The 20,085-nt window shown below is 56.5% G+C and carries 19 protein-coding genes and 2 rRNA genes; 8 read left to right on the forward strand and 13 right to left on the reverse strand.

What is annotated here, in order from left to right; translation table 11 throughout:
* Both ABRZ26_RS15805 and rrf read left to right on the forward strand, forming a co-directional pair.
* Window positions 1-238, forward strand: a 23S ribosomal RNA gene (locus ABRZ26_RS15805); the annotation flags it as partial.
* A gap of 106 nt (window positions 239-344) precedes the next feature.
* Window positions 345-460 (forward strand): 5S ribosomal RNA (gene rrf / locus ABRZ26_RS15810).
* Window positions 461-806: 346 nt separating this feature from the next.
* Here rrf and argD read toward each other — a convergent pair.
* The 6 genes from argD to ABRZ26_RS15840 all read right to left on the reverse strand — a co-directional run bounded on the left by argD (window position 807) and on the right by ABRZ26_RS15840 (window position 7,050).
* A complete protein-coding gene (argD, locus tag ABRZ26_RS15815; protein WP_319605113.1) occupies window positions 807-2,033 on the reverse strand; it encodes a bifunctional acetylornithine/succinyldiaminopimelate transaminase in 1,227 nt (408 codons plus the stop codon).
* Window positions 2,034-2,137: 104 nt separating this feature from the next.
* Complete coding sequence (locus tag ABRZ26_RS15820; RefSeq protein ID WP_319605114.1) at window positions 2,138-2,728, reverse strand: aminodeoxychorismate synthase component II; 591 nt, start codon at window positions 2,726-2,728, stop codon at window positions 2,138-2,140.
* 175 nt (window positions 2,729-2,903) lie between these two features.
* The gene (locus tag ABRZ26_RS15825; protein ID WP_319605116.1) at window positions 2,904-3,665 is read right to left on the reverse strand and encodes an amino acid ABC transporter ATP-binding protein; all 762 of its coding nucleotides are present in this window, start codon (window positions 3,663-3,665) and stop codon (window positions 2,904-2,906) included.
* 8 nt (window positions 3,666-3,673) lie between these two features.
* Entirely contained in the window at window positions 3,674-4,768 is a 1,095-nt protein-coding gene (locus ABRZ26_RS15830) for an amino acid ABC transporter permease (protein WP_319605117.1), read from the reverse strand.
* Window positions 4,769-4,777: 9 nt separating this feature from the next.
* Window positions 4,778-5,956 (reverse strand): amino acid ABC transporter permease, encoded by a 1,179-nt coding sequence (locus ABRZ26_RS15835; RefSeq protein WP_319605118.1) that lies wholly within the window; start codon window positions 5,954-5,956, stop codon window positions 4,778-4,780.
* A 68-nt stretch (window positions 5,957-6,024) separates the two neighbouring features.
* Complete coding sequence (locus ABRZ26_RS15840; protein ID WP_319605119.1) at window positions 6,025-7,050, reverse strand: amino acid ABC transporter substrate-binding protein; 1,026 nt, start codon at window positions 7,048-7,050, stop codon at window positions 6,025-6,027.
* 608 nt (window positions 7,051-7,658) lie between these two features.
* On the opposite strand from ABRZ26_RS15840, the gene ABRZ26_RS15845 reads away from it, so the two are divergent.
* The 6 genes from ABRZ26_RS15845 (at window position 7,659) to ABRZ26_RS15870 (ending at window position 14,967) form a co-directional block, all read left to right on the forward strand.
* Window positions 7,659-9,197 carry an ABC transporter substrate-binding protein gene (locus ABRZ26_RS15845; protein ID WP_319605120.1) on the forward strand — a complete coding sequence of 513 codons (1,539 nt, stop codon included), beginning with the start codon at window positions 7,659-7,661 and terminating at the stop codon, window positions 9,195-9,197.
* 71 nt (window positions 9,198-9,268) lie between these two features.
* Entirely contained in the window at window positions 9,269-10,186 is a 918-nt protein-coding gene (locus ABRZ26_RS15850) for an ABC transporter permease (RefSeq protein WP_319605121.1), read from the forward strand.
* An 18-nt stretch (window positions 10,187-10,204) separates the two neighbouring features.
* Complete coding sequence (locus ABRZ26_RS15855; RefSeq protein ID WP_319605122.1) at window positions 10,205-11,089, forward strand: ABC transporter permease; 885 nt, start codon at window positions 10,205-10,207, stop codon at window positions 11,087-11,089.
* Window positions 11,086-12,765 (forward strand): dipeptide ABC transporter ATP-binding protein, encoded by a 1,680-nt coding sequence (locus tag ABRZ26_RS15860; RefSeq protein WP_319605123.1) that lies wholly within the window; start codon window positions 11,086-11,088, stop codon window positions 12,763-12,765. The genes ABRZ26_RS15855 and ABRZ26_RS15860 overlap by 4 nt, the downstream gene beginning before the upstream one ends.
* Before the next feature lie 36 nt (window positions 12,766-12,801).
* Window positions 12,802-13,623, forward strand: coding sequence for a phosphosulfolactate synthase (locus ABRZ26_RS15865; protein WP_319605124.1), 822 nt, complete (start codon window positions 12,802-12,804; stop codon window positions 13,621-13,623).
* A 24-nt stretch (window positions 13,624-13,647) separates the two neighbouring features.
* Window positions 13,648-14,967 carry a CapA family protein gene (locus tag ABRZ26_RS15870; protein WP_319605125.1) on the forward strand — a complete coding sequence of 440 codons (1,320 nt, stop codon included), beginning with the start codon at window positions 13,648-13,650 and terminating at the stop codon, window positions 14,965-14,967.
* Window positions 14,968-15,069: 102 nt separating this feature from the next.
* Here the strand turns inward: ABRZ26_RS15870 and gutQ are convergent, their stop codons facing one another.
* The 7 genes from gutQ to srlA form a co-directional block, all read right to left on the reverse strand.
* Window positions 15,070-16,035 (reverse strand): arabinose-5-phosphate isomerase GutQ, encoded by a 966-nt coding sequence (gene gutQ / locus ABRZ26_RS15875; RefSeq protein WP_319605126.1) that lies wholly within the window; start codon window positions 16,033-16,035, stop codon window positions 15,070-15,072.
* Window positions 16,028-16,801, reverse strand: a complete 774-nt coding sequence (gene srlR / locus ABRZ26_RS15880) for a glucitol operon DNA-binding transcriptional repressor SrlR (RefSeq protein WP_319605127.1) — start codon at window positions 16,799-16,801, stop codon at window positions 16,028-16,030. Before srlR ends, gutQ begins: the two co-directional genes overlap by 8 nt.
* A gap of 100 nt (window positions 16,802-16,901) precedes the next feature.
* Window positions 16,902-17,264 carry a transcriptional regulator GutM gene (gene gutM, locus ABRZ26_RS15885; RefSeq protein WP_319605128.1) on the reverse strand — a complete coding sequence of 121 codons (363 nt, stop codon included), beginning with the start codon at window positions 17,262-17,264 and terminating at the stop codon, window positions 16,902-16,904.
* A gap of 58 nt (window positions 17,265-17,322) precedes the next feature.
* On the reverse strand, window positions 17,323-18,102 hold the full coding sequence (gene srlD / locus ABRZ26_RS15890) for a sorbitol-6-phosphate dehydrogenase (RefSeq protein ID WP_319605129.1): 780 nt from the start codon (window positions 18,100-18,102) through the stop codon (window positions 17,323-17,325).
* A 20-nt stretch (window positions 18,103-18,122) separates the two neighbouring features.
* On the reverse strand, window positions 18,123-18,485 hold the full coding sequence (gene srlB / locus ABRZ26_RS15895) for a PTS glucitol/sorbitol transporter subunit IIA (RefSeq protein ID WP_319605130.1): 363 nt from the start codon (window positions 18,483-18,485) through the stop codon (window positions 18,123-18,125).
* Window positions 18,486-18,502: 17 nt separating this feature from the next.
* Window positions 18,503-19,504 (reverse strand): PTS glucitol/sorbitol transporter subunit IIB, encoded by a 1,002-nt coding sequence (gene srlE / locus ABRZ26_RS15900; protein ID WP_319605131.1) that lies wholly within the window; start codon window positions 19,502-19,504, stop codon window positions 18,503-18,505.
* A 14-nt stretch (window positions 19,505-19,518) separates the two neighbouring features.
* A complete protein-coding gene (gene srlA / locus ABRZ26_RS15905) occupies window positions 19,519-20,067 on the reverse strand; it encodes a PTS glucitol/sorbitol transporter subunit IIC (protein WP_319605132.1) in 549 nt (182 codons plus the stop codon).
* Between the last annotated feature and the right edge of the window lie 18 nt (window positions 20,068-20,085).

Here is a 20,085-nt window from a genome sequence, read left to right on the forward strand (position 1 = left end):
CGGAGTGAACGCACCACTGGTGTACGGGTTGTGATGCCAATTGCATTGCCCGGTAGCTACGTGCGGAAGAGATAAGCGCTGAAAGCATCTAAGCGCGAAACTTGCCTCGAGATGAGTCTTCCCTGGGCACTTGATGCCCCTGAAGGGCCGTTGAAGACGACGACGTAGATAGGCTGGGTGTGTAAGTGCAGCGATGCATTGAGCTAACCAGTACTAATGACCCGAGAGGCTTAACCTTACAACACCGAAGGTGTTTTGGTGAGAGAGACGAAGAGTTTTAGCTTGTTCATGGATTGGTTCTGATGGTTGTGTGATAAGCAACGGTTAGGATGAAACAGAATTTGCCTGGCGGCGATAGCGCGGTGGTCCCACCTGACCCCATGCCGAACTCAGCAGTGAAACGCCGTAGCGCCGATGGTAGTGTGGGGTCTCCCCATGTGAGAGTAGGGAACTGCCAGGCATCAAACAGAACGGAAGGCTCAGTCGAAAGACTGGGCCTTTTGTTTTGCCTGTAATTTGTCGGCGAGGCGCTCTTTAGTAGGACAAATCCGCCGGGAGCGGATTTGAACGGTGCGCAGCAGCGGCCCGAAGGGCGGCCCACAGGTATGTGGGCCGTAAACTGCCAGGCATCAAATAAAGTAAAAAGCCTCATGCGCAAGCATGGGGCTTTTTGCTTTATGGGACTCAACGACAAATAAGACGTTGGTTGTTAAAACGGTAGAGAAGCAAAGCCCTGATTGTCAGGTCGGGACTTTGCAGCGATCGGAACGCGAAGGAAACCTCACTTCCGATCAGGGAGGGGCATATCAATCGGCTGATTTGACGACCTGTTTGACCGCCTTGGCAAACAGCGCCATACCCTGCTCGATATCTTTGGGATCGATAACCAGGGACGGTACAAAGCGGATCACGTTTGGCCCGGCGTTCAAGATCATCACACCCTGTTCGGCCGCCGCGGTTAAGAAATCGCGCGCCCGCCCATGCCATTGCGGCTTCAGTTCGGCGCCAAGCAATAATCCCATACCGCGAACCTGCTCGAAAATGCCGTACTGCTGATTAATTTTTTCCAATGCGCTGACAAACTGGTTGTGACGCTCGGCTACGCCCGACAGCACTTCAGGTGTATTGATGGTGTCTAACGCGGCCTCCGCGACGGCACAGGCAAGGGGATTGCCGCCATAGGTGGTGCCATGTACGCCAACGCTCATGACCGAGGCAATCTCTTCCGTGGTCAGCATGGCGCTGATAGGGAAACCGCCGCCCAGCGCTTTGGCTGTGGTAAGAATATCCGGCTCAACCCCGTAGTGCATATAAGTAAACAGCTTACCCGTACGACCCATGCCGCATTGTACTTCGTCAAATACCAGCAGCGCTTTATACCGATCGCAGAGTTCACGCACGCCTTGCAGGAATTCCGGCGTTGCCGGCGTGATACCGCCTTCGCCCTGAATCGGCTCCAGTATGACGGCGCAGGTGTGGTCGTCCATCACGGCTTTGACGGCCGCCAGATCGTTAAAAGGAACGTGTACGATATCGGCTGGTTTCGGGCCAAAGCCATCGGCATATTTCGCCTGACCGCCGACGGATACGGTAAACAGCGTACGCCCATGAAACGCGTTATAAAACGCAATGATTTTGGTTTTATACGGGCTGTGACGTTTAATCGCGTAGTGACGCGCCAGTTTGAAAGCCGCTTCGTTTGCTTCGGCGCCGGAGTTAACAAAAAACACCCGATCGGCAAAGGTTGCGTTAATCAGCTTACTGGCCAGACGCAGAGCCGGTTCATTGGTGAAAACATTGCTGGTATGCCACAGTTTTTCTCCCTGCTCTTTTAATGCGGCAACCAGGGCCGGATGACAGTGTCCCAGCGCGGTAACGGCTATCCCACCCGAGAAATCAATGTATTCTCGTCCCTGCTGATCCCACACCCTGCTCCCTTTACCTTTTACCGGCACAAACTGCGCTGGTGCATAAACCGGCAAAATAACTTTGTCGTGAGTTTCCCGCGTTACTGCTTTTTTATCTGTTGTCATTTGCCTGCACGCTCCGATATCAACAACCATTGAATGAAAATATAGTCAATAAATATGCATAAAAAATCAATCTCAGGCAATATTTAATCACCCTGAAAGAAAATTTATTTCCTATCTGATTCTATTTTAAGAAAATTATCTAAAAGTTGGTGTCCTTGCTGACTGAGAATACTTTCAGGATGAAACTGAACGCCTTCCAATGGAAGCGAACGGTGCCGAATTCCCATTATTTCGTCATGTTTGCCGTCACGCTCGCTCCAGGCGGTCACTTCAAAGCAGTCGGGAAGAGATGCGGACTCCAGCACCAGCGAGTGGTAGCGCGTCACCGTCAGTGGCTGCGCCAGCCCGGAGAAAACCCCGGCATTATTATGTCGTATGGCTGACGTTTTGCCATGCATGACCTGCCGGGCTCGAATGACGCGGGCGCCGAACGCTTGTCCCATGGCCTGATGTCCAAGACAAACCCCGAGGATAGGCAATTTGCCGGCAAAATGACGGATAGCGGCCAGTGAGATACCCGCTTCATCCGGCGTACAGGGGCCGGGCGAGATCACGAGCCGCGACGGCGACAGACGCTCAATATCATCCAGATTTAGCTCATCATTACGTTTGACCAGTACTTCAGCGCCCAGCTCACAAAAATACTGATACAGGTTATAGGTAAAAGAGTCATAGTTATCAATCAGTAGCAACATGTATCACCCAATATTTTAATTTGCAGGTTTACTGGCAACTGCAAGCCGTCAGCTTCAACGTTATGGCGCTGAATTGGATTTTATCATCGAACGGTCCCGATGCGTCGGGCAGATAAGGGCGAGATCGGCGGGAAATGAAAGAAAGCCCGCCGGAAACGGCAGGCTTTCTCTTCGATTAATGCAGGATTTGGGACAGGAACATCTGGGTTCGTTCGGAACGCGGGCTGGTGAAGAAAATATCCGGCGCCGCCTGTTCGACGATTTCTCCCTGATCCATAAAGATGACGCGGTCGGCGACGGTTTTCGCAAACCCCATTTCATGAGTGACGCACAACATCGTCATCCCGTCTTCCGCCAGCCCCAGCATGGTATCCAGCACTTCTTTCACCATTTCAGGATCGAGCGCCGAGGTCGGTTCATCAAACAGCATGATTTTGGGTTTCATACACAGCGAACGCGCGATGGCCACTCGCTGTTGCTGTCCCCCGGAAAGTTGACCGGGAAATTTGTGCGCATGAGCGTCAATACGTACGCGTTCGAGATAGTGCATCGCCAGCTCTTCCGCTTCTTTTTTCGGCGTATGGCGTACCCAGCAAGGCGCCAGGGTGCAATTCTGCAAAACCGTCAAATGAGGAAACAGATTGAAGTGCTGAAACACCATGCCGACTTCAGTTCTGATTTTTTCAATATTGCGTAAATCGTTATTCAGCTCGATGCCGTCAACCACGATCCGCCCTTGTTGATGTTCTTCCAGATGATTGATACAGCGTATCGTAGTGGATTTACCGGAGCCGGAAGGGCCGCACAGCACGATCCGTTCACCTTGCTTCACCTGCAAATTAATGTTTTTCAGTACGTGAAATTGTCCATACCACTTATTCACATCCTCTAATGTGATCATGTGATCGGCAGATTGCGTTAAAGAATTCTGATTCATGGCTGGCCTCAATGCGACTTATGTCCGGTGTTAAAACGATTTTCCAGATGCTGGCTGTAGCGCGACATGCTGAAACAAAAGATCCAATAGATCATGGCGGCAAAAACATAGCCTTCGGTAGACATACCGAGCCACGCCGGATCGACGGTTGCCTGCTGGATACTGCTGAAGAGATCGAACAACCCGATAATGATCACCAGGCTGGTGTCTTTGAATAGGGCGATGATGGTGTTGACCAGGCCGGGGATCACCATTTTCAGCGCCTGCGGCAGGATAACCAGTCCCTGCATCCGCCAGTAACCCAATCCCAGCGATTCCGCCGCTTCGTACTGGCCTTTCGGCAGCGCCTGCAAGCCGCCGCGAACGACTTCGGCCACATAGGCGGACTGGAAAAGAATAACGCCGACCAGCGCGCGCAACAGTTTATCGATGCTTGTGCCTTCCGTTAAAAATAAGGGCAGCATAACGGATGACATAAAAAGCACGGTAATCAGCGGCACGCCGCGCCAGAACTCAATAAAAATCACTGAGAGTATGCGAATGACCGGCAGCGACGAACGACGTCCCAGCGCCAGTAAAATACCCAGCGGCAGCGCGCCCGCGATACCCACGGAGGCGATAATCAGCGTCAGCGTCAGTCCGCCCCATTGACTGGTTTCTACCAGCGTGAGTCCGCCAAACCCGCCGTAAAGCAGCCACCAGACGACCAGCGGATAGACCACCGACCAGCCGGCGATATAGCGTCCCCGGCGTGGCAGCGCGCGCCAAAACATCGGCAGGATGCTGAGCAGCCCGATGATCAGCGCGAAATTAATGCGCCAGACCTCCTTGGCGGGATAGAGTCCGTACATGAAATGGCTGAATCTGGCATGGATAAACACCCAGCATGCCCCCTCTCTGGTACAGTCGTTACGGGTTGTTCCAATCCAGTTGGCCTGAAAAAACGCCCAGTTCAATAACGGGGGAATGGCGATCCAAAGCAGCCATAGGCTCAGCAGCGTCAGCAGGCTGTTGGTGATGCTGGAGAAGAGATTACGTCGCGCCCAGTCGATCGCTCTGAAAAGCGAGGCTTGACGGTTCTGTGTATGCGGAATCATCGTCATGAAATCCTCTTAGCGCTCAATCAACGCAATCTTGCGGTTGTAAAGATTCATCAGCAGAGAAATCAGCAGGCTGATAATGAGATACACCGACATGGTCATGGCGATGGTTTCTATCGCCTGACCGGTCTGGTTCAACACCGAACCTGCAAATAGCGACACCATATCCGGATAGCCGATAGCGGCGGCCAGCGATGAGTTTTTAACAACGTTGAGATACTGGCTGGTCAGCGGCGGGATAATGACGCGCAACGCCTGGGGAAGAATCACTTTTCGCAATGTGATCGGATTCGGCAGGCCAAGAGAGTACGCCGCCTCATGTTGACCGTAAGAAACGGATTGGATCCCGGAGCGAATAATTTCGGCGATGAACGACGAGGTATACACCGACAGCGCCACCGTCAGCGCGGCCAACTCGGGGATTAAGACCATACCGCCGCGGAAGTTAAAGCCTCGCAGCTGCGGTACGTTCCAATGCATGGCCGGACCAAAGATCAGATGGCTTAACACAAGCAATAGCGCCAGAACGCCTAATGCCGTCGGCCAGGTTTTTCTGAACCGGCCGGTGAGTACGTGGTAGCGTTTATTGCGACGCGCAATAATCAGCGCCGCAACCAGCGTGATAACAAGAGAAAAACAGAATGCGATAGCGCCGGGGCCGGCCTCGGGTGAAGGAATATAAAGGCCGCGGTTGCTCAGGAACGAAATATCGAAAGCCGTGATGGCTTGCCGCGGACCCGGCAGGTTGCGCAGTACCGCAAAATACCAGAAAAAGATCTGCAACAGCGGCGGAATATTGCGGAAAATCTCAATATAGAAGGTTGAGATTTTGCGCAACAGCCAATTGTCGGACAGGCGCGCCAGACCGACGACCAGACCAAGTATCGAGGCAAAGACAATACATAAGGCCGAAACCAATAATGTATTGCATAACCCGACAAGGAAAACACGGCCATAGCTGTCGCCTTGTTGGTAGTCGATCAGATGCTGAATGATGCCAAAGCCTGAGCTATTGTTCAGGAAGGCGAATCCGTATGTGATCCCTCGCTGCGCAAGGTTGGTCACGGTGTTGTGTAACAGGTAAGCGGCGGTAGCCAATACGGCGATGACAACGATTATTTGGTACAGCCAGGCGCGCACCGCCGGATTAGTCAGTGATAAATCACTTTTCACGGTTGGGCGTTGTTGCATATTGAAGCCTCAATAGCGGGGATACAGAGGGCGCGGCAATCCTGCCGCGCCCGTATTTCAACTGGCGATTAACGTACGGACGGCGCGTACTGAATCCCGCCTTTATTCCATAATTCGTTGAGGCCGCGTTTGATTTTTAATTCGCTGCCCATCCCGACATTGCGTTCGAAGATTTCGCCGTAGTTACCGACTTGTTTGATGATTTTATGCGCCCAGTCGTTAGATAATTTCAGGTCTTTGCCGTAGTTGCCTTCATGACCGAGCAGGTGGGACATATCCGGGGTGGTGGGGTTGGCGGCTAACTGATCGACGTTTTGCGACGTCACGCCCATTTCTTCCGCGTTCAACATGGCGAACAGCGTCCAGCGAACAATGGAGAACCACTCTTCATCGCCGCGGCGCACGATCGGCCCCAGCGGTTCTTTAGAGATCACTTCCGGCAGCACGATAAACTCGCTTGGGTTGCTCAGCTTGATGCGCAGCGCATAAAGCTGAGACTGGTCGGAGGCCAGCGTATCGCAGCGGCCTGATTCCAGCGCTTTGGCGCTTTCGTCAGAGCGGTCGAACGTAACCGGGGTGAACTGCATTTTATTGGTTTTAAAGTAGTCGGCCACGTTCAGTTCGGTGTCCGTACCGGACTGAATGCAGACCGTTGCGCCATCCAGCTCTTTGGCGCTGGTTAATCCGGCTTTGTTGTGGGTCAGGAAGCCGATGCCATCGTAATAGGTGACGCCGGTAAACAGCAGGCCCATGGCGCTATCACGCGAGGAGGTCCAGGTCGTGTTGCGCGACAGGAGATCGACTTCACCGGATTGCAGGGCGGTGAGGCGTTCTTTCGCCGTCAGCGGCGTGTATTTTACTTTGTTCGCGTCGCCGAATACGGCAGCCGCCACGCCTCGGCATACATCAACATCAATGCCGGTGAATTTACCGCTGGCGTCAGCATAAGAGAAGCCAGGCAACCCATCGCTGATGCCGCACTGCACGAATCCTTTTTTCTGGATCGCGTCCAGCGTCGCGCCCGCCTGGGCCTGACCAACCGCGGCAAACAGGGAGGCGCCGGCAACCAGGGAGGAAATAATCATGCTTTTCATATTCATCCTTGTAATTAAATTGTTATATCTTGTTGTATTAAAAGTGCTAAATCAGATGCACCATACTTGCTCGTCGGCTCGTTGCCGCGCAACTGCTAAGCAATTAGGGTGCCAATTTTATATTTCGCTGATAAGAGAAAAGAAAATGACAAGCGATTGTTCCGCAGGAGGGCAGTTAACGAAATCGCTTGCACCAAAATAAGGAAAGCAGCGCTGGCGCGCCCTGATGTGGTGCGTGAGGCGCGGTGATGTTAACGATCCCGCTCCGTTAGATAAGCGCGGCTTAAGCGATGGCGGAAAGGGGATAATGGCATCGGCAATCGGCCACATCTATATGTTTTATCTGGATATCCATATCCAATCGTTTTATTTGTATACAAAAGTCTTCCATTGTATTTTCACTGGCGATGGGTAAATCGTCTTCCTGGACTCAATAAATATTCGCCATCTCCTTTATTTCCAGCCCATGTCGAGTGCGTCGCTCATCACAAGAAAGCCGGCAAACTGCGGCGGCTTAGCGACAAAGGTTATGGGCTTGATTATCGATAACGAAGACAGTTAGCCACTTATTCCCGCGCGGACCGCCATGATTACCGGAGCCATTTTTAATGAAAAAAATTATCACCCTTGCCGCCGCGATAATGATCGGCCTGGCAGGAACGGGGACATCGTTGGCAGGCAAAAAAGACGATACGCTGACGGCTCTATTATCGCGAGATATCTATACGGTTGATGGCCTCTATTCCACACGCACGGAAAATTCATTGATCGGCCAATTGACCGACGACACCTTATTCATCATTCAGGACGATGGCACGATAGGCCCCAATTTGGCGGAGAGCTTTCACTATCGGGACGATAAAACGCTCGATGTGGTACTGCATGACAACGTCAAATTTCACGACGGCAGCGTGTTAACCGCAGAAGACGTCGTCTATTCGCTCAATTATCTGCTGGATAAAAATGCGAAAACCGCGTTCGGTTCGCAGGTCCGGGAGGTTGTGGCCGACGTGCGCGCCACCGGGCCGTTGCAGTTGCAGATTCGATTCCATAAAACGGACCCGCTGGCGCTCAACATCCTCGCCGTTCGGGGTCTGATCCGCAAGGCCCACACCTACGACGGGCCGGACGGCGCTCTCAATACCACGGCGCAGAATCAGACGCTGAACGGGCTGGGGCCGTACCGGATAACGCGTTTCGTACCTGGGCAGACCGTTGAACTGACGCGGTTTGCGGACTATCGCCAGGACGGGCCGAAAGGTTCGCCGGCCATCGGCAAAGTCGTTTTCCGCGCCGTAGCCGAAGAGGGGACTCGCGCCGCGGAGCTGGCGTCGGGCAACGCTGAATGGACGTACTATATCGCCGACGACGCGACCGCCGCGCTGAAGGCCGCCGGGCGGGTGAATGTCGTGCAAAACCTGTCTTCGCGCGTGGCTTATCTGGTTCTTGATGCGCAGGGGGGCGTCGCCGGCAATGAGAACGGGCCGGTGACGAAAAAACTCGTCCGCCAGGCGCTCTCTTATGCCATCGATAAGCCGTCTATTGTCCAGAGTCTTACCGGCAGCGGCACGCTGGCGCTGGATTCGCTCTGCGCTCCCGCCATGTTCGGCTGTTCCCGGGAGGTGGCGAAATATACCTATGACCCAAAGAAAACCAGGGCGCTTTTGGCGGAAGCGGGCTATCCGCAGGGATTCTCCATTACCTTGCAGAGCACGCGCGACCGCCCGGCGCTGGAAGCCATCGTGGAGCAGTGGCGTCAGGCGGGGGTCGATGCCCGTTTGAGTTTCGTACCCAGCGCGGTACAGGCGGAGATGCGTAGAAACAATCAGGTGATCGCCTTTTATCAAACGTGGGGAACGGAAGGACGGCAGGATGCGGGTACTTTGTTGGGCAACACCTTCGTCGGCTCCAATCGCAATCTGACCGGCGACAAACGGCTGGAGCCGCTGGTGCGTTCCGCGCAGGAAACCTTCGATCCGCAGGCGCGCAGCGACGCGTACCAGCAGGCGTTGTCGATTATCGCGGAGGAGGCCTACCTGATCCCCTTGTTTCAACTGGCTGAAAACTGGGTGATCTCTCCGGAACTGGATATTAGCGCGGGTACTGACGGGCTGCCCCGTTTCTATCGCGCGCGCTGGAAAGAATAACCCGGGCTAATCGGTCTCGGTTCGTCAATCAGTACGCGTGTCGCAGGATGCGCGTACGGAAGGAATTTACTGTGGCGAGTTATTTGCTTCGCCGTCTGGTCACCGCGTTGATGGTGACGCTGACGATTTCGGTTATCACCTTTGTCCTGTTGCATGGCGCCGCCGATCCGGCGACCGCGATCGCCGGCAATGAGGCCACCCCGGCGATGATCGCCGAGGTGCGTGCCAACCTGGGGCTCGATCGGCCTCTGCCGGTGCAATACCTTCACTGGCTGCGCGATCTGGTCCATGGCGACATGGGGATGAGCTATCACGTACATGAGCCGGTCGCCACGCTGATTGCGCGTCATATCCCGGCCACGCTGATCATGGCGTTCAGCGCGATTCTGGTGACCTTGGCGATCTCGCTGCCGCTGGGCGTCGTCGCCGCGCTCCGGCCGAATGGGTTGTTCGATCGCATCGCGTTGATGATCGCCGTCGCCGCCCAGGCGATACCGAATTTCTGGCTCGGCCTGCTGTTGATCCTGATTTTCGCGGTCATCTTTCCGCTGCTGCCGGTCTCCGGCGACGGTACGTGGCGGCATTTTATTCTGCCGGCCGTGGTGCTAGGCACCAGCTCGGTGCCGACGGTGACCCGGCTGGTTCGCGCCGGTCTGCTGGATGTTCTGCAATCCGACTATATCCGCACCGCCCGCGCCTATGGCTGGCGGGGCGGCCGTCTGATGTGGCAGCACGCGCTGAGGAACGCGGCTCTGCCGGTGGTGAGCGTGCTGGCGATTCAACTGGGCAACAAACTGGGCGGATCGGTGGTGACAGAGGCGGTGTTTGCCGTCAACGGGTTGGGCGGACTGACGCTGCGCTCGATTCAGATGGTGGATATTCCGACGATTCAATCGCTGGTGGTGCTGTTTTCATTAATTTTCGTCGTGATGACGCTGCTGGCCGATGTGCTGAACGCCTGGCTGGATCCGCGCGTTCGATTAAGCTAAAACGACCGGGGAAATCGCATGACCCTATCCGTATCGCTCGTCCGTACCGCGGGGAAAAAGCATTTTCTTCACGCCGCCTTGCGCCACCCCAACTTTGTTATCGGTACGACGATTCTGCTGGTTTTTATCCTGCTGGCGCTACTGGCGCCTTATCTTTCGTCTCAGGATCCCTTCAGCCAGAACCTGATGAATCGTCTGAAGCCGCCGTTCTGGAGCGAAGGCGGTTCACTCGTCTGGCCGCTGGGTACCGACCATCTCGGCCGCGATTATTTCAGCCGACTGCTGTATGGCTGCCGTATTTCTCTGGTTGTGGGGTTCGGCGCCGCGACGCTGGGGGCGCTCATCGGCGTGACCCTGGGCGTCTGCGCGGCCTATTTCGGCCGTAGCGTCGATGCCGCGATAGGGTATCTGCTGTCATGCCAACTGGCATTGCCGAATATGGTGCTGGCCATGACGCTGGTGTTTTTGATCGGTCCTTCGGTCGGCGTGGTTATCGCGGTTATCGGCTTTCTGCACTGGAATTATTTTCTGGTGGTCAGCCGCTCGGTCAGTATGCAGATCGCCCGACTGGAGTACGTTCAGGCCTCGCGGGCGGCGGGCAGCTCGTCCTTTCAGGTTATCCGGTATGACATTCTACCCAATATCGTTCAGCACATTATCGTCATTTTTACCCTGGAGGTCGGACTGGCGATCCTGGCCGAAGCGTCGCTGTCGTTTCTCGGCGTCGGCATACCGTCGCCGATGCCGTCATGGGGATTGATGATCGCCGAAGCCAAAAACGCCATTTTCACTTCGCCGTGGCTGATCGTGCTGCCGGGGCTGCTGCTGTTTACGCTCGTGGTCGCGACCAACCTGGTGGGCGACGCGCTGCGCGATTTGATTTCTCCGGAGACGATGCGATGACATTCCAGCCACCGAACGCCAATGCGGCGTTAGTGAGCGTCGAGGGGCTCAATGTGCATGTGCCGACGGCGGCGGGGTATCATCCGGTGGTCAACGACGTCAGCTTTGAGCTGGCGCCGGGCGCGACGCTGGGCGTGGTGGGCGAATCGGGATCGGGAAAATCCATGCTGGCGCTGTCTTTGCTGCGGTTGACGCCGCCGCAGGCGCGCATCGGCGCCCGTCGTCTGGTGGTCGGAGGAATAGATATTCCGTCGGCCAGTGAAAAAACGCTGGCACAACGCCTGCGCGGACAGGCGGTGACCTGCGTGTTTCAGGATCCGATGACGTCATTGAATCCGGTGTACAGCATCGGCCATCAGTTGATCGGCGTCATGCGGGTACATCGGCGGATAGCGCGTAAAGAGGCGACCGAACGCGCCCTTGATCTGCTGCATCGGGTCGGCATCGCCGATCCGGCGCGGCGTTTTCACCACTATCCGCACCAGTTTTCCGGCGGGCAGCGGCAGCGGATCATGATCGCCATGGCGTTGGTGAACCGCCCGCAGTTGCTGATTGCCGATGAGCTGACCACCGCGCTGGATGTTACCGTGCAGCGGCAGATTCTGGATCTGCTCCAATCCTTGCAGGACGAAATGGGGATGGGCCTGCTGATGATCTCACACGATCTGGCGGCGATCGCCCAGATATGTGAACGCGTCATGGTCATGAAAGACGGGCAGATCGTGGAACGGGGAAACGGCCGCGAGATTTTCCGCCGGCCGCAGCACCGCTATACCCAGAGGCTGGTGTCCTGTCTGCCGCGCCCATTTGGCGAGCTGGTTTCGGACGCCCCGCCTCCGGCATCATCTTCGGCGCCGATGGCGGTGAAACTCTCCGACGTCAGCTGCCGTTTCCCGCTCGGCGGCGGACTCTGGCGGGCAAAGGGCTTTATCGACGCGGTCAGCCATGTGTCGCTCGAACTGCGCAAGGGCGAAAGTCTGGCGCTGGTCGGCACGTCGGGCAGCGGCAAATCGACGCTGGCGAAGCTCCTGACCGGTCAGCAGAGGCCGACGGCGGGGAAAATCGAGCTGCTGGGCCGTGAAGTGGGCGGCTATGCGCGTCTGGCGCTGTCGCAACGGATCCAACCCATTTTTCAGGATACCTATTCATCGCTCAACCCGCGCCGCACCGTGGGGGAGATCATTCGTTATCCGCTGGATCTGCATCAGAGAGGCGCCGCCGGGCGGCAGAGCAAAGTGGAGGAGATGATGGCGAATGTGGGTCTGGATCCCGCCGTTTTCCTGCATCGTTATCCTAACCAACTTTCCGGCGGGCAGCGCCAGCGCGTAGCCATCGCCCGCGCGCTGATTCTGGAACCGGATATCGTGGTGTGCGACGAGCCGACTTCGGCGCTGGATGTTTCCATCCAGATGCAAATTCTGCAATTGCTGGCCGATCTGCGACGGCGTCTCGGGCTGACCTACCTGTTTGTGACCCATAACCTGCATACGGTGCCGTATGTGGCCGATCGCGTGGCGGTGATGCACAAAGGCAGGCTGGTGGAAGTCGGACCCGTCGCCGATGTGTTGACCCGGCCGCAGCATGATTATACGCGCCGCCTGCTGAACTCGGTCTTAACCATCGACGAGGCGGACGGCGAACGCAACAGCATGATTCATCGGGCTTCGTCGTATTAAGCGGCGCGGCGATTGTTAGACCTAAGGGGAAAGTGAATGACTCGCGCACTGGATTTTATCACCATCGCACCGCGCAGCGTAAAGCCGCGCAAGGCCGGCTATACCATCGCCCGCGACCTGGGACTGGGCTATGAGCGTATTAAAAACTGCCTGGAAGATGTCGCGCAGTTTGTGGATTTTATAAAGATCAGACACATTTCGGCGCTGAAAATGACCCATGCCAAGGACGATCCGGTGCGGCGTAAAATCGATCTCTATCTCCAGAATGATATTCAGCCGTTCGCCGGCGGGATCGTGTTCGAACTGGCCTATGCGCAGGGACAGGCGGAGAGGGTGATCCCGTCGCTGGCCGATTTAGGCTTTACCGCCATCGAACTGTCGGAAAATTTTATTCAACTCACCAGCGCGGAGCGGGAAAAATATATCTCCCTGGCGAAAAAGGCCGGACTGTTCGTTTTTTCCGAACTGGGCGGCAAGTATCCGGAGCAGGTTTTATCTGTCGCGCCGATCGTCAAAGACATGAAAGAGGTATTGTCGATGGGGGCGGATCTGGTCACGCTGGAGGGCGGGGAGCTGGATAACGCGCTGGGTAAACAGGCGGAGAAGGAAACCGGACACCTGATTCTCGAGCTGGTCGATCAGGTCGGTTATGAAAATATTACCTTCGAAGCGGAAGAGATGAAACAGCAGGCCTGGCTGGTTAACAACATTAGCCGCGAGGTGAATATCGGGCCGAATCTGGATATTCACGAGCGCGGCATCGTCATGCTGGAACCGATTCGGCTCGGGTTAAGCACCGGCTATGTTTATCTCACCGATCTGTTGCAGAAAAACGCGGCGCAAGCCAATGACCGCTAACCTTTCTTCCACCTGGTGACAACAATGACGGAACGCGCCGCATCCCGAATGACATTCGCCGTCACCGGCGAATCGTTATGTACCCGCAGGCACAGTTGCTATCGCGACGCGCCTTTCCTGCAACTGGTCGAACTGCTGCGTCAGGCGGATGTGGCGCAGACCAATCTGGAGACCCGTATCCATACGTTCCGCGGTTATCCGATGCCGGTCGATACCATGGGCGCCAGCCAGTCTTACCAGCAGGCCGATCCCTTTGTGGCCGACGAACTGCGCTGGATGGGATTTAATATGATTGCCCGCTCCAACAACCACGGTATGGACTACGGCCCTGAAATGGTGCGGGAAGAAGGCGAAATTCTGGATGCGGCCGGGCTGGTTCATGCCGGCGCGGGCGTCAATCTGGCTGCCGCGACGCAGCCCGTCTGGCTGGAGACGAATAACGGCCGTGCCGCGCTCATCTCGCTATGCACCGATTTCCCCCCCCATTGTCCCGCCGGAGAACAACGACCCGATATGCAGGGGCGGCCGGGCATTAACGCGCTGCATTTCGACGTCGATTATCCGCTTGAAGGTGATGACTTCGCCGCGTTGCAACGTATTGCGGAACGGCTGGGGCCGGGACATGGCGTGCGCGGCGATAAAATTCTGGCTTTCGGTCAGGTATTTTTCCGCGCCGGGCAAACCGCCAGCCGTTATACCGCCCGGCAAAGCGACGTACAGCGCAACGTTCGGGCCATCGGCGAGGCGAAACGCGCCGCGGATTTCGTCATCGTACATATTCATCACAGCACCCGCACCGGTCATCGACCCGCCGAGCGCATCCAACAGCTGGCGCGAGCGCTGATTGACGCCGGCGCCGATATTATCGTGGGCGACGGGCCGCATGTCCTGCAAGGTATTGAGATCTATCGCGGGCGACCCATCTTTTACAGCCTGGGCAATTTCTTTTATCAGAGCGAAACCATCAAGCGTTTTCCGGCGGATTTTTACGAGCGCAGCGGTCTTGACGCCACGGCGACGCCGCAGGATGTGCTGGATGTGCGCGATGCCATTCGTTCCGGTAAACGTCTGGTGGACAAGGTGCAGCCTACGCGCACGGGCGATGCGTATATGAAATGGTTTGAAGCCTTGCTGGGGCAAGTAGTTTTTGACGGGGACAAACTGGCGGAAATCGTGCTGCATCCGATCTGGAACTACCACGAGCGTCGTTCTCAACGGGGGCTGCCGCGCTTGGCGCCGGAGGAACATGCGCAACGTATTTTGCACAATATCGCGGACTACTCCAGGGAATGGGGAACGCGGATCGCCATCGACGGCAATCGCGGACGTATCCTGTTGCGTTGAGCGGCAACGGCGCGGGCGATGGCGCAGGGGAGAGTGCCGCCGGCCGCGCCATCGAGTGACCGATTCAGCGCGGCGTCTCGCTGAACATGCATTAAACGCGCCTCAGGCGACGCCGGCCGCGTGCAGATCGTGCAGATTTATCGCGCCGACCAGTTTGCCCTCGCTGTCGACCACCGGCGCGGCGGAGATATGCTGCTCATGCAGCGCTTCCAGCGCCGCCGCCGCCCGCCACTCCGCGGGCAACTGGTAGCCGGGGCTGGTCATGGCCCGGGTGATGACGGTATCCAGCGCGTTGCCTTTGACCAGCCAGCGACGCAGGTCGCCGTCGGTAAACACGCCGGCTACCCGGTTTTCATCGTCGCAGACCACAATCAACCCCAGCCCGGTGCGGCTCAATTCCAGCATGGCGTCCATGACGCTCGCCGTTTGTTCAACGCGCGGCAAGCGATCGCCGCTGCGCATAATATGGTGGACGCGGTTGAGCAACCTGGCGCCCAGACTGCCGCCGGGGTGCGAGCGTGCAAATTGCTCTGCGCTGAAGCCCCGATGACGCATCAGCGCCATCGCCAGCGCATCGCCCATCATCAGCGTGTTCACCGCGCTGGAGGTGGGCGCCAGCCCCATCGGACACGCCTCGCGCGTGACGCCGACATCCAGCACGCAGCTGGCGGCCAGACCGAGGGGCGACTCGGCGTTGCCGGTCAGGGCGATAACCGGTATGCGGCTCTCGGCCAGCAGCGGCAGCAGTACATTCAGCTCCTGCGCCCGGCCCGAGTAAGAGATAAATATCACCACATCCTGCGGGCCGATCATGCCCAGGTCGCCGTGCAGCGCTTCCGCCGGATGAACAAAAAACGCCGGCGTGCCGGTGCTGGCCAGCGAGGCGGCGATCTTCTTGCCGATATGGCCGGATTTTCCCATGCCCGACACCACGACTTTCCCCGCGCATTCCAACAGCAGTTTGCAGGCGTCGACAAAGCGGGTATCCAGCCGTTCCAGCATGCGCTGGGCCTCGGTGATTTCTATCTCCAGGGTTTCGCGGGCAAAGGTCAATAAACGCTCATTCATCGCCGTCTCCTACCACGATTACATTAATGTTTTTTTCTCTGAGCGCAGCGAGATAGTCGGGGTTGATGCCGTTGTCGGTAATCAGGATATCGACGGCGCTGAGCTCGCAGACCACGTTCGGGCTTTTACGTCCGAATTTAGAGGAGTCCACCAGCAGGATAAGCTGCTGCGCGGCGCGGCACATGGCCTGGCTGACGGCATGCAGCTCATTGTAGGTGGTGACGCCGGCATTCAGATCCACGCCGTCGGCGCCGATAAACAGCTTATCAAAACTGAAATGGGAAAAAGCGGCCTCCGCCAGACTGCCGTGAAACGAGGCCGAGGTTTTACGGTAGGTTCCGCCCGGCATCAGGATGGTCTGATCGTTATCCAGTTCAACCAGCTCATTGACGATGCTCAGGCTGTTGGTCATGACGGTAATGTTGTTGAACTGCGTCAGCCACGGCACCATTTGCAATACGGTGCTGCCGGCGTCAAAAATCAACGAGTCGCCGTCATTAATCAGCGTGGCGGCCTTGCGGGCTATCTGCTTTTTTTGGGTGGTATTGATGTGTGTTTTACGGTCGATAGGCTGATCGCCTTCCTCCCGATTGGGCATTACGCCGCCATAGGTGCGAATAACCGCGCCTTCTTCCTCCAGCGCGGTTAAATCTTTACGAATTGTGGTTCCTGTCGTATTAAAGCGGCTGACCAGGGTTTCCACGGACGTTTTGCCATAGGTGCGCAGATATTCCAGGATTGCCGCCTGACGCTGTTTCGGTTTCATTACGCGATTTCCATCCGATATGCCCATTTCTTCCCTACATGATTGGCGGACGAGAAATACTGCCAAATGAAAGGAATTATCTTTTAAAATGAAAATATCATTATTTCGCTTCAATCGCCAATGAAAGCGCGGCCCGACAGCTCGGTTCTATGGGAAAGATCACACTTGGCGCTAGCTGCTCTCTTTTCAATCCGATTAATGCTTTCATCTGACGCGGTCGGGCGAAAACCGTAAGTCCGCGCATGATAAAGCCGTCCTGTACGCGATCCTGTTCGTCGAACGCCAGCGCCACGATCACTCTGGCTTTGAATCTGCCGGCGGAACGACCGACGCCGACTTTACATCCCTGTCGATACAATGCGTCAAACGCCTGATTGAAGCGGCGCAATTGCCACCAGCCGAGGGCGATTTGCAACAGCCAGGCGCCTATCGCGCATGAAATCAGTAACGATGCCGGCGTCATCCTGTACCTCCTGAGTGCCTCCGGTATCCGTAGCCGTCTACCGGAGGCGTTGGTTTTATCAAAACATGACCTGCCCGCCGGTGATATTAATTGACTGACCGGTGCAGTAGGAAGCCTTGTCGCTGGCGTAGTATAAAAGCGTGTTCAGCACATCCTGATAATCGCAGCCGCGTTTTAACGGCACTTTATCAATGTAATACTGCTCCACTTCTTCCGGCCGGATGCCCAGTTTTTGGGCATATTGCGGCAATAACGACTGGAACATGGGCGACTTCAGCAGGTTGCCCAGCATCAGTGAATGGACGGTGATGCCGTACTCCGCCAAATCCAGGGCCAGCGACTGGGTCAGCCCCACACCGCCGAACTTGGCCGCGCTGTAGCCGGAATTGTGCTTGCTGCCCACCTTCCCCGATTTAGAGTTAATCTGGATAATACGCCCGGCGACGCCGTCGCGGATCATCAGCTTGGCGAACTCGCGGGCGCACAGGAAATAGCCCACCAGATTCACCTGTAAAGAGAGATCGAAGTCGTTGAGCCGGAACTGCGTAATGGGCGCGGCTTTGGCTATCCCCGCGCTATAGACCATAAGATTGACCTGGCCGAATTGGGCGTCGACCGCCTGCGCCAACTGTTCAACCTGCTCTTCGCTGGTGGCGTCGGCGCCAAAACCGCAGGCGTATCCCGCGCCGTATTGCGCATTAATCTTTTCCGCTACCTGCATGGCGTGTTGAGCGTTCAAATCAACAACCGCTACCTGATAACCTGCATCAGCCAGACCTTCACACAGGAACGCACCGAGGGTTTGCCCCCCGCCGATGACGACCGCAACCTGTTTCATATACATCTCCCACCCAAGGTTTAAGAAAAAATCGTTAATTTGCCGCCGACTTTGATATCGGTCGGCGTCGTGCCTGCAACATGCAATGAACCGGGAAATTCCGCCTCGGTCGCGCCATCGAAACGGATGGTGACATGACCCAATTCGCGCAAATTTTGTGTCGCCACCGAGCCGACCGCCGTAATCGGATAGACTTTATCCTGTAACATCAGTGAGTTGCCCGCGCGTAGTTCGCCGCGCAGATCGCCATGCTGGTGGATAAAGCAGAAGGACTCGATGTCTTCGGGCGCCCCTTCGCGAAAGGTGATCATCATGTCTTCGGTCAGCGCCTCAGGGGCGTTGTCGCCAATACGGGTAAATATCGTTTGAAAAACCGTGTTCATACCGACTCCCACAACCGCTATTGATAGATAAAACCGGATACGACCCAGGCCAGCAGTACGGTCGGCGCGCCGGTAAGAAAGCGGCCCACCAGTACGGAAGGCACCCCGACGCGCACGGTGTCCTGCTTCGCTTCCGCCAGCGACAGACCGACGGGGATAAAATCGCAAGATGCCTGGGCGTTAATCGCGAACAGGGCGGGCAGCGCCAGCGCGGGAGGAATGTTTCCCTGTCCAATCTGTACGCCGACCAGCACCCCGATGACCTGGGCGATCACCGCGCCCGGCCCGAGAAACGGAGACAACAGGGGGAAGGAGCAAATCAACGCCAGCGTGACCAGCCCGATCGGGCTGTTTGCCAGCGGCGTCAGGCTGTGCGCGATCACGTCGCCTAATCCCGACGCCATGATGATGCCGATCAGCGCCGAGACGAAGGCCATAAACGGCAGAATCGTCTTCAGTACCGTATCGATGGTTTCCCGTCCCGCCTGGAAAAAGACGGCGACCACCGACCCCATGCCCATGCCGATTTTCGCCAGCAGGCCATCGCTCTGCTCGGTAATTTTCTTGCTGCTGTCGTAGTCCCGGACGAGGCCGGGGGCGGATGAACCGCTCTTCGTGTTTTCTTGCTGCGATGGGGCAGCGGCCGCAGGCGCATCCACCCGGTGGATATTCTTCTCACGCACGCCGGAGACATAAATATCTTCCACGATGAACTGCGCCAGCGGGCCGGATTTGCCGGTCGAATGAATGTTGATCGTCGGGATCCGGCGCTTGGGATAAATGCCGCAGCGCAGCGTGCCGCCGCAGTCGATCACGGCGACGCCGATCTCTTCCGCCGGCGGTTCGCCGTCTTTAAAGCCATCAACGGCCGGCCAGCCCGTCAGTTCGCTCAGGCGATCGACGATGGCCGGGCGCGTTCCCGCGGTGATATAGACGATTTTTTTACCCGGTACGGCTTCAATCAGCAGGGGGCCGCCCCAGCCGCTTTCGCCTTTTTCGATACGAATCACGTTACTCATGATGGTGTTCCCCGTTAAAGCTGAACCTGACGGTCGAGCTGGATGCGCATCTTGCGTTCAAATAGCGTGGTGGTCAGATCCGTGATCCAGCCGCGGAAAAAGTTGCTTACCATACCGACCAGCAGGTAGCTCACCGCCAGCGGCCCCAACGGCAGGCCAAGCGTAGTCAGACCATTGGCGATACCGAGATAGACGAACAGTTCCCCGGGATTGATGTGGGGGAACAGACCGTTCATCGAGTGACAGCTATAAGACGCGGCGGCGTAGTAACTGGGTTTGTACTTCTCCGGCATAAAGCGGCCCAGGCTTAAGGTCATGGGGTTACAAAAGACGAAGGTGCCGATAACCGGCAATAACAGATAGCGAGAGATCGGGTTGCCGGCACAGCGTTGCGCCAGGCGTTCGATCCGATCCTGACCGACGAATACGATCAGGGCATTCATAATAACGAGCAGGCTAATCAATAAGGGCAATATGCCGGTGACCATACCGACAAACACTTCCCCGCCTTTTTGAAACAGGCCGATGAACCACTCAGCCCCGTGGGTGATGATGTCTATCATTATGTGCTCCTGTTTCCT

Origin of the sequence: Brenneria sp. L4-2C, assembly GCF_040240335.1 — a bacterium.
GTDB lineage: Bacteria > Pseudomonadota > Gammaproteobacteria > Enterobacterales > Enterobacteriaceae > Brenneria.

Coding starts and splice junctions, on each gene's coding strand:
- gutQ (WP_319605126.1), bottom strand. CDS start 16,035: ATGAATGAGCGTTTATTGACCTTTGCCCGCGAAACCCTGGAGATAGAA.
- gutM (WP_319605128.1), bottom strand. CDS start 17,264: ATGACGCCGGCATCGTTACTGATTTCATGCGCGATAGGCGCCTGGCTG.
- ABRZ26_RS15870 (WP_319605125.1), top strand. CDS start 13,648: ATGACGGAACGCGCCGCATCCCGAATGACATTCGCCGTCACCGGCGAA.
- ABRZ26_RS15845 (WP_319605120.1), top strand. CDS start 7,659: ATGAAAAAAATTATCACCCTTGCCGCCGCGATAATGATCGGCCTGGCA.
- ABRZ26_RS15855 (WP_319605122.1), top strand. CDS start 10,205: ATGACCCTATCCGTATCGCTCGTCCGTACCGCGGGGAAAAAGCATTTT.
- srlB (WP_319605130.1), bottom strand. CDS start 18,485: ATGAACACGGTTTTTCAAACGATATTTACCCGTATTGGCGACAACGCC.
- ABRZ26_RS15860 (WP_319605123.1), top strand. CDS start 11,086: ATGACATTCCAGCCACCGAACGCCAATGCGGCGTTAGTGAGCGTCGAG.
- ABRZ26_RS15820 (WP_319605114.1), bottom strand. CDS start 2,728: ATGTTGCTACTGATTGATAACTATGACTCTTTTACCTATAACCTGTAT.
- ABRZ26_RS15825 (WP_319605116.1), bottom strand. CDS start 3,665: ATGAATCAGAATTCTTTAACGCAATCTGCCGATCACATGATCACATTA.
- srlR (WP_319605127.1), bottom strand. CDS start 16,801: ATGAAACCGAAACAGCGTCAGGCGGCAATCCTGGAATATCTGCGCACC.
- argD (WP_319605113.1), bottom strand. CDS start 2,033: ATGACAACAGATAAAAAAGCAGTAACGCGGGAAACTCACGACAAAGTT.
- srlD (WP_319605129.1), bottom strand. CDS start 18,102: ATGAAACAGGTTGCGGTCGTCATCGGCGGGGGGCAAACCCTCGGTGCG.
- ABRZ26_RS15835 (WP_319605118.1), bottom strand. CDS start 5,956: ATGCAACAACGCCCAACCGTGAAAAGTGATTTATCACTGACTAATCCG.
- ABRZ26_RS15865 (WP_319605124.1), top strand. CDS start 12,802: ATGACTCGCGCACTGGATTTTATCACCATCGCACCGCGCAGCGTAAAG.
- srlA (WP_319605132.1), bottom strand. CDS start 20,067: ATGATAGACATCATCACCCACGGGGCTGAGTGGTTCATCGGCCTGTTT.
- srlE (WP_319605131.1), bottom strand. CDS start 19,504: ATGAGTAACGTGATTCGTATCGAAAAAGGCGAAAGCGGCTGGGGCGGC.
- ABRZ26_RS15830 (WP_319605117.1), bottom strand. CDS start 4,768: ATGACGATGATTCCGCATACACAGAACCGTCAAGCCTCGCTTTTCAGA.
- ABRZ26_RS15840 (WP_319605119.1), bottom strand. CDS start 7,050: ATGAAAAGCATGATTATTTCCTCCCTGGTTGCCGGCGCCTCCCTGTTT.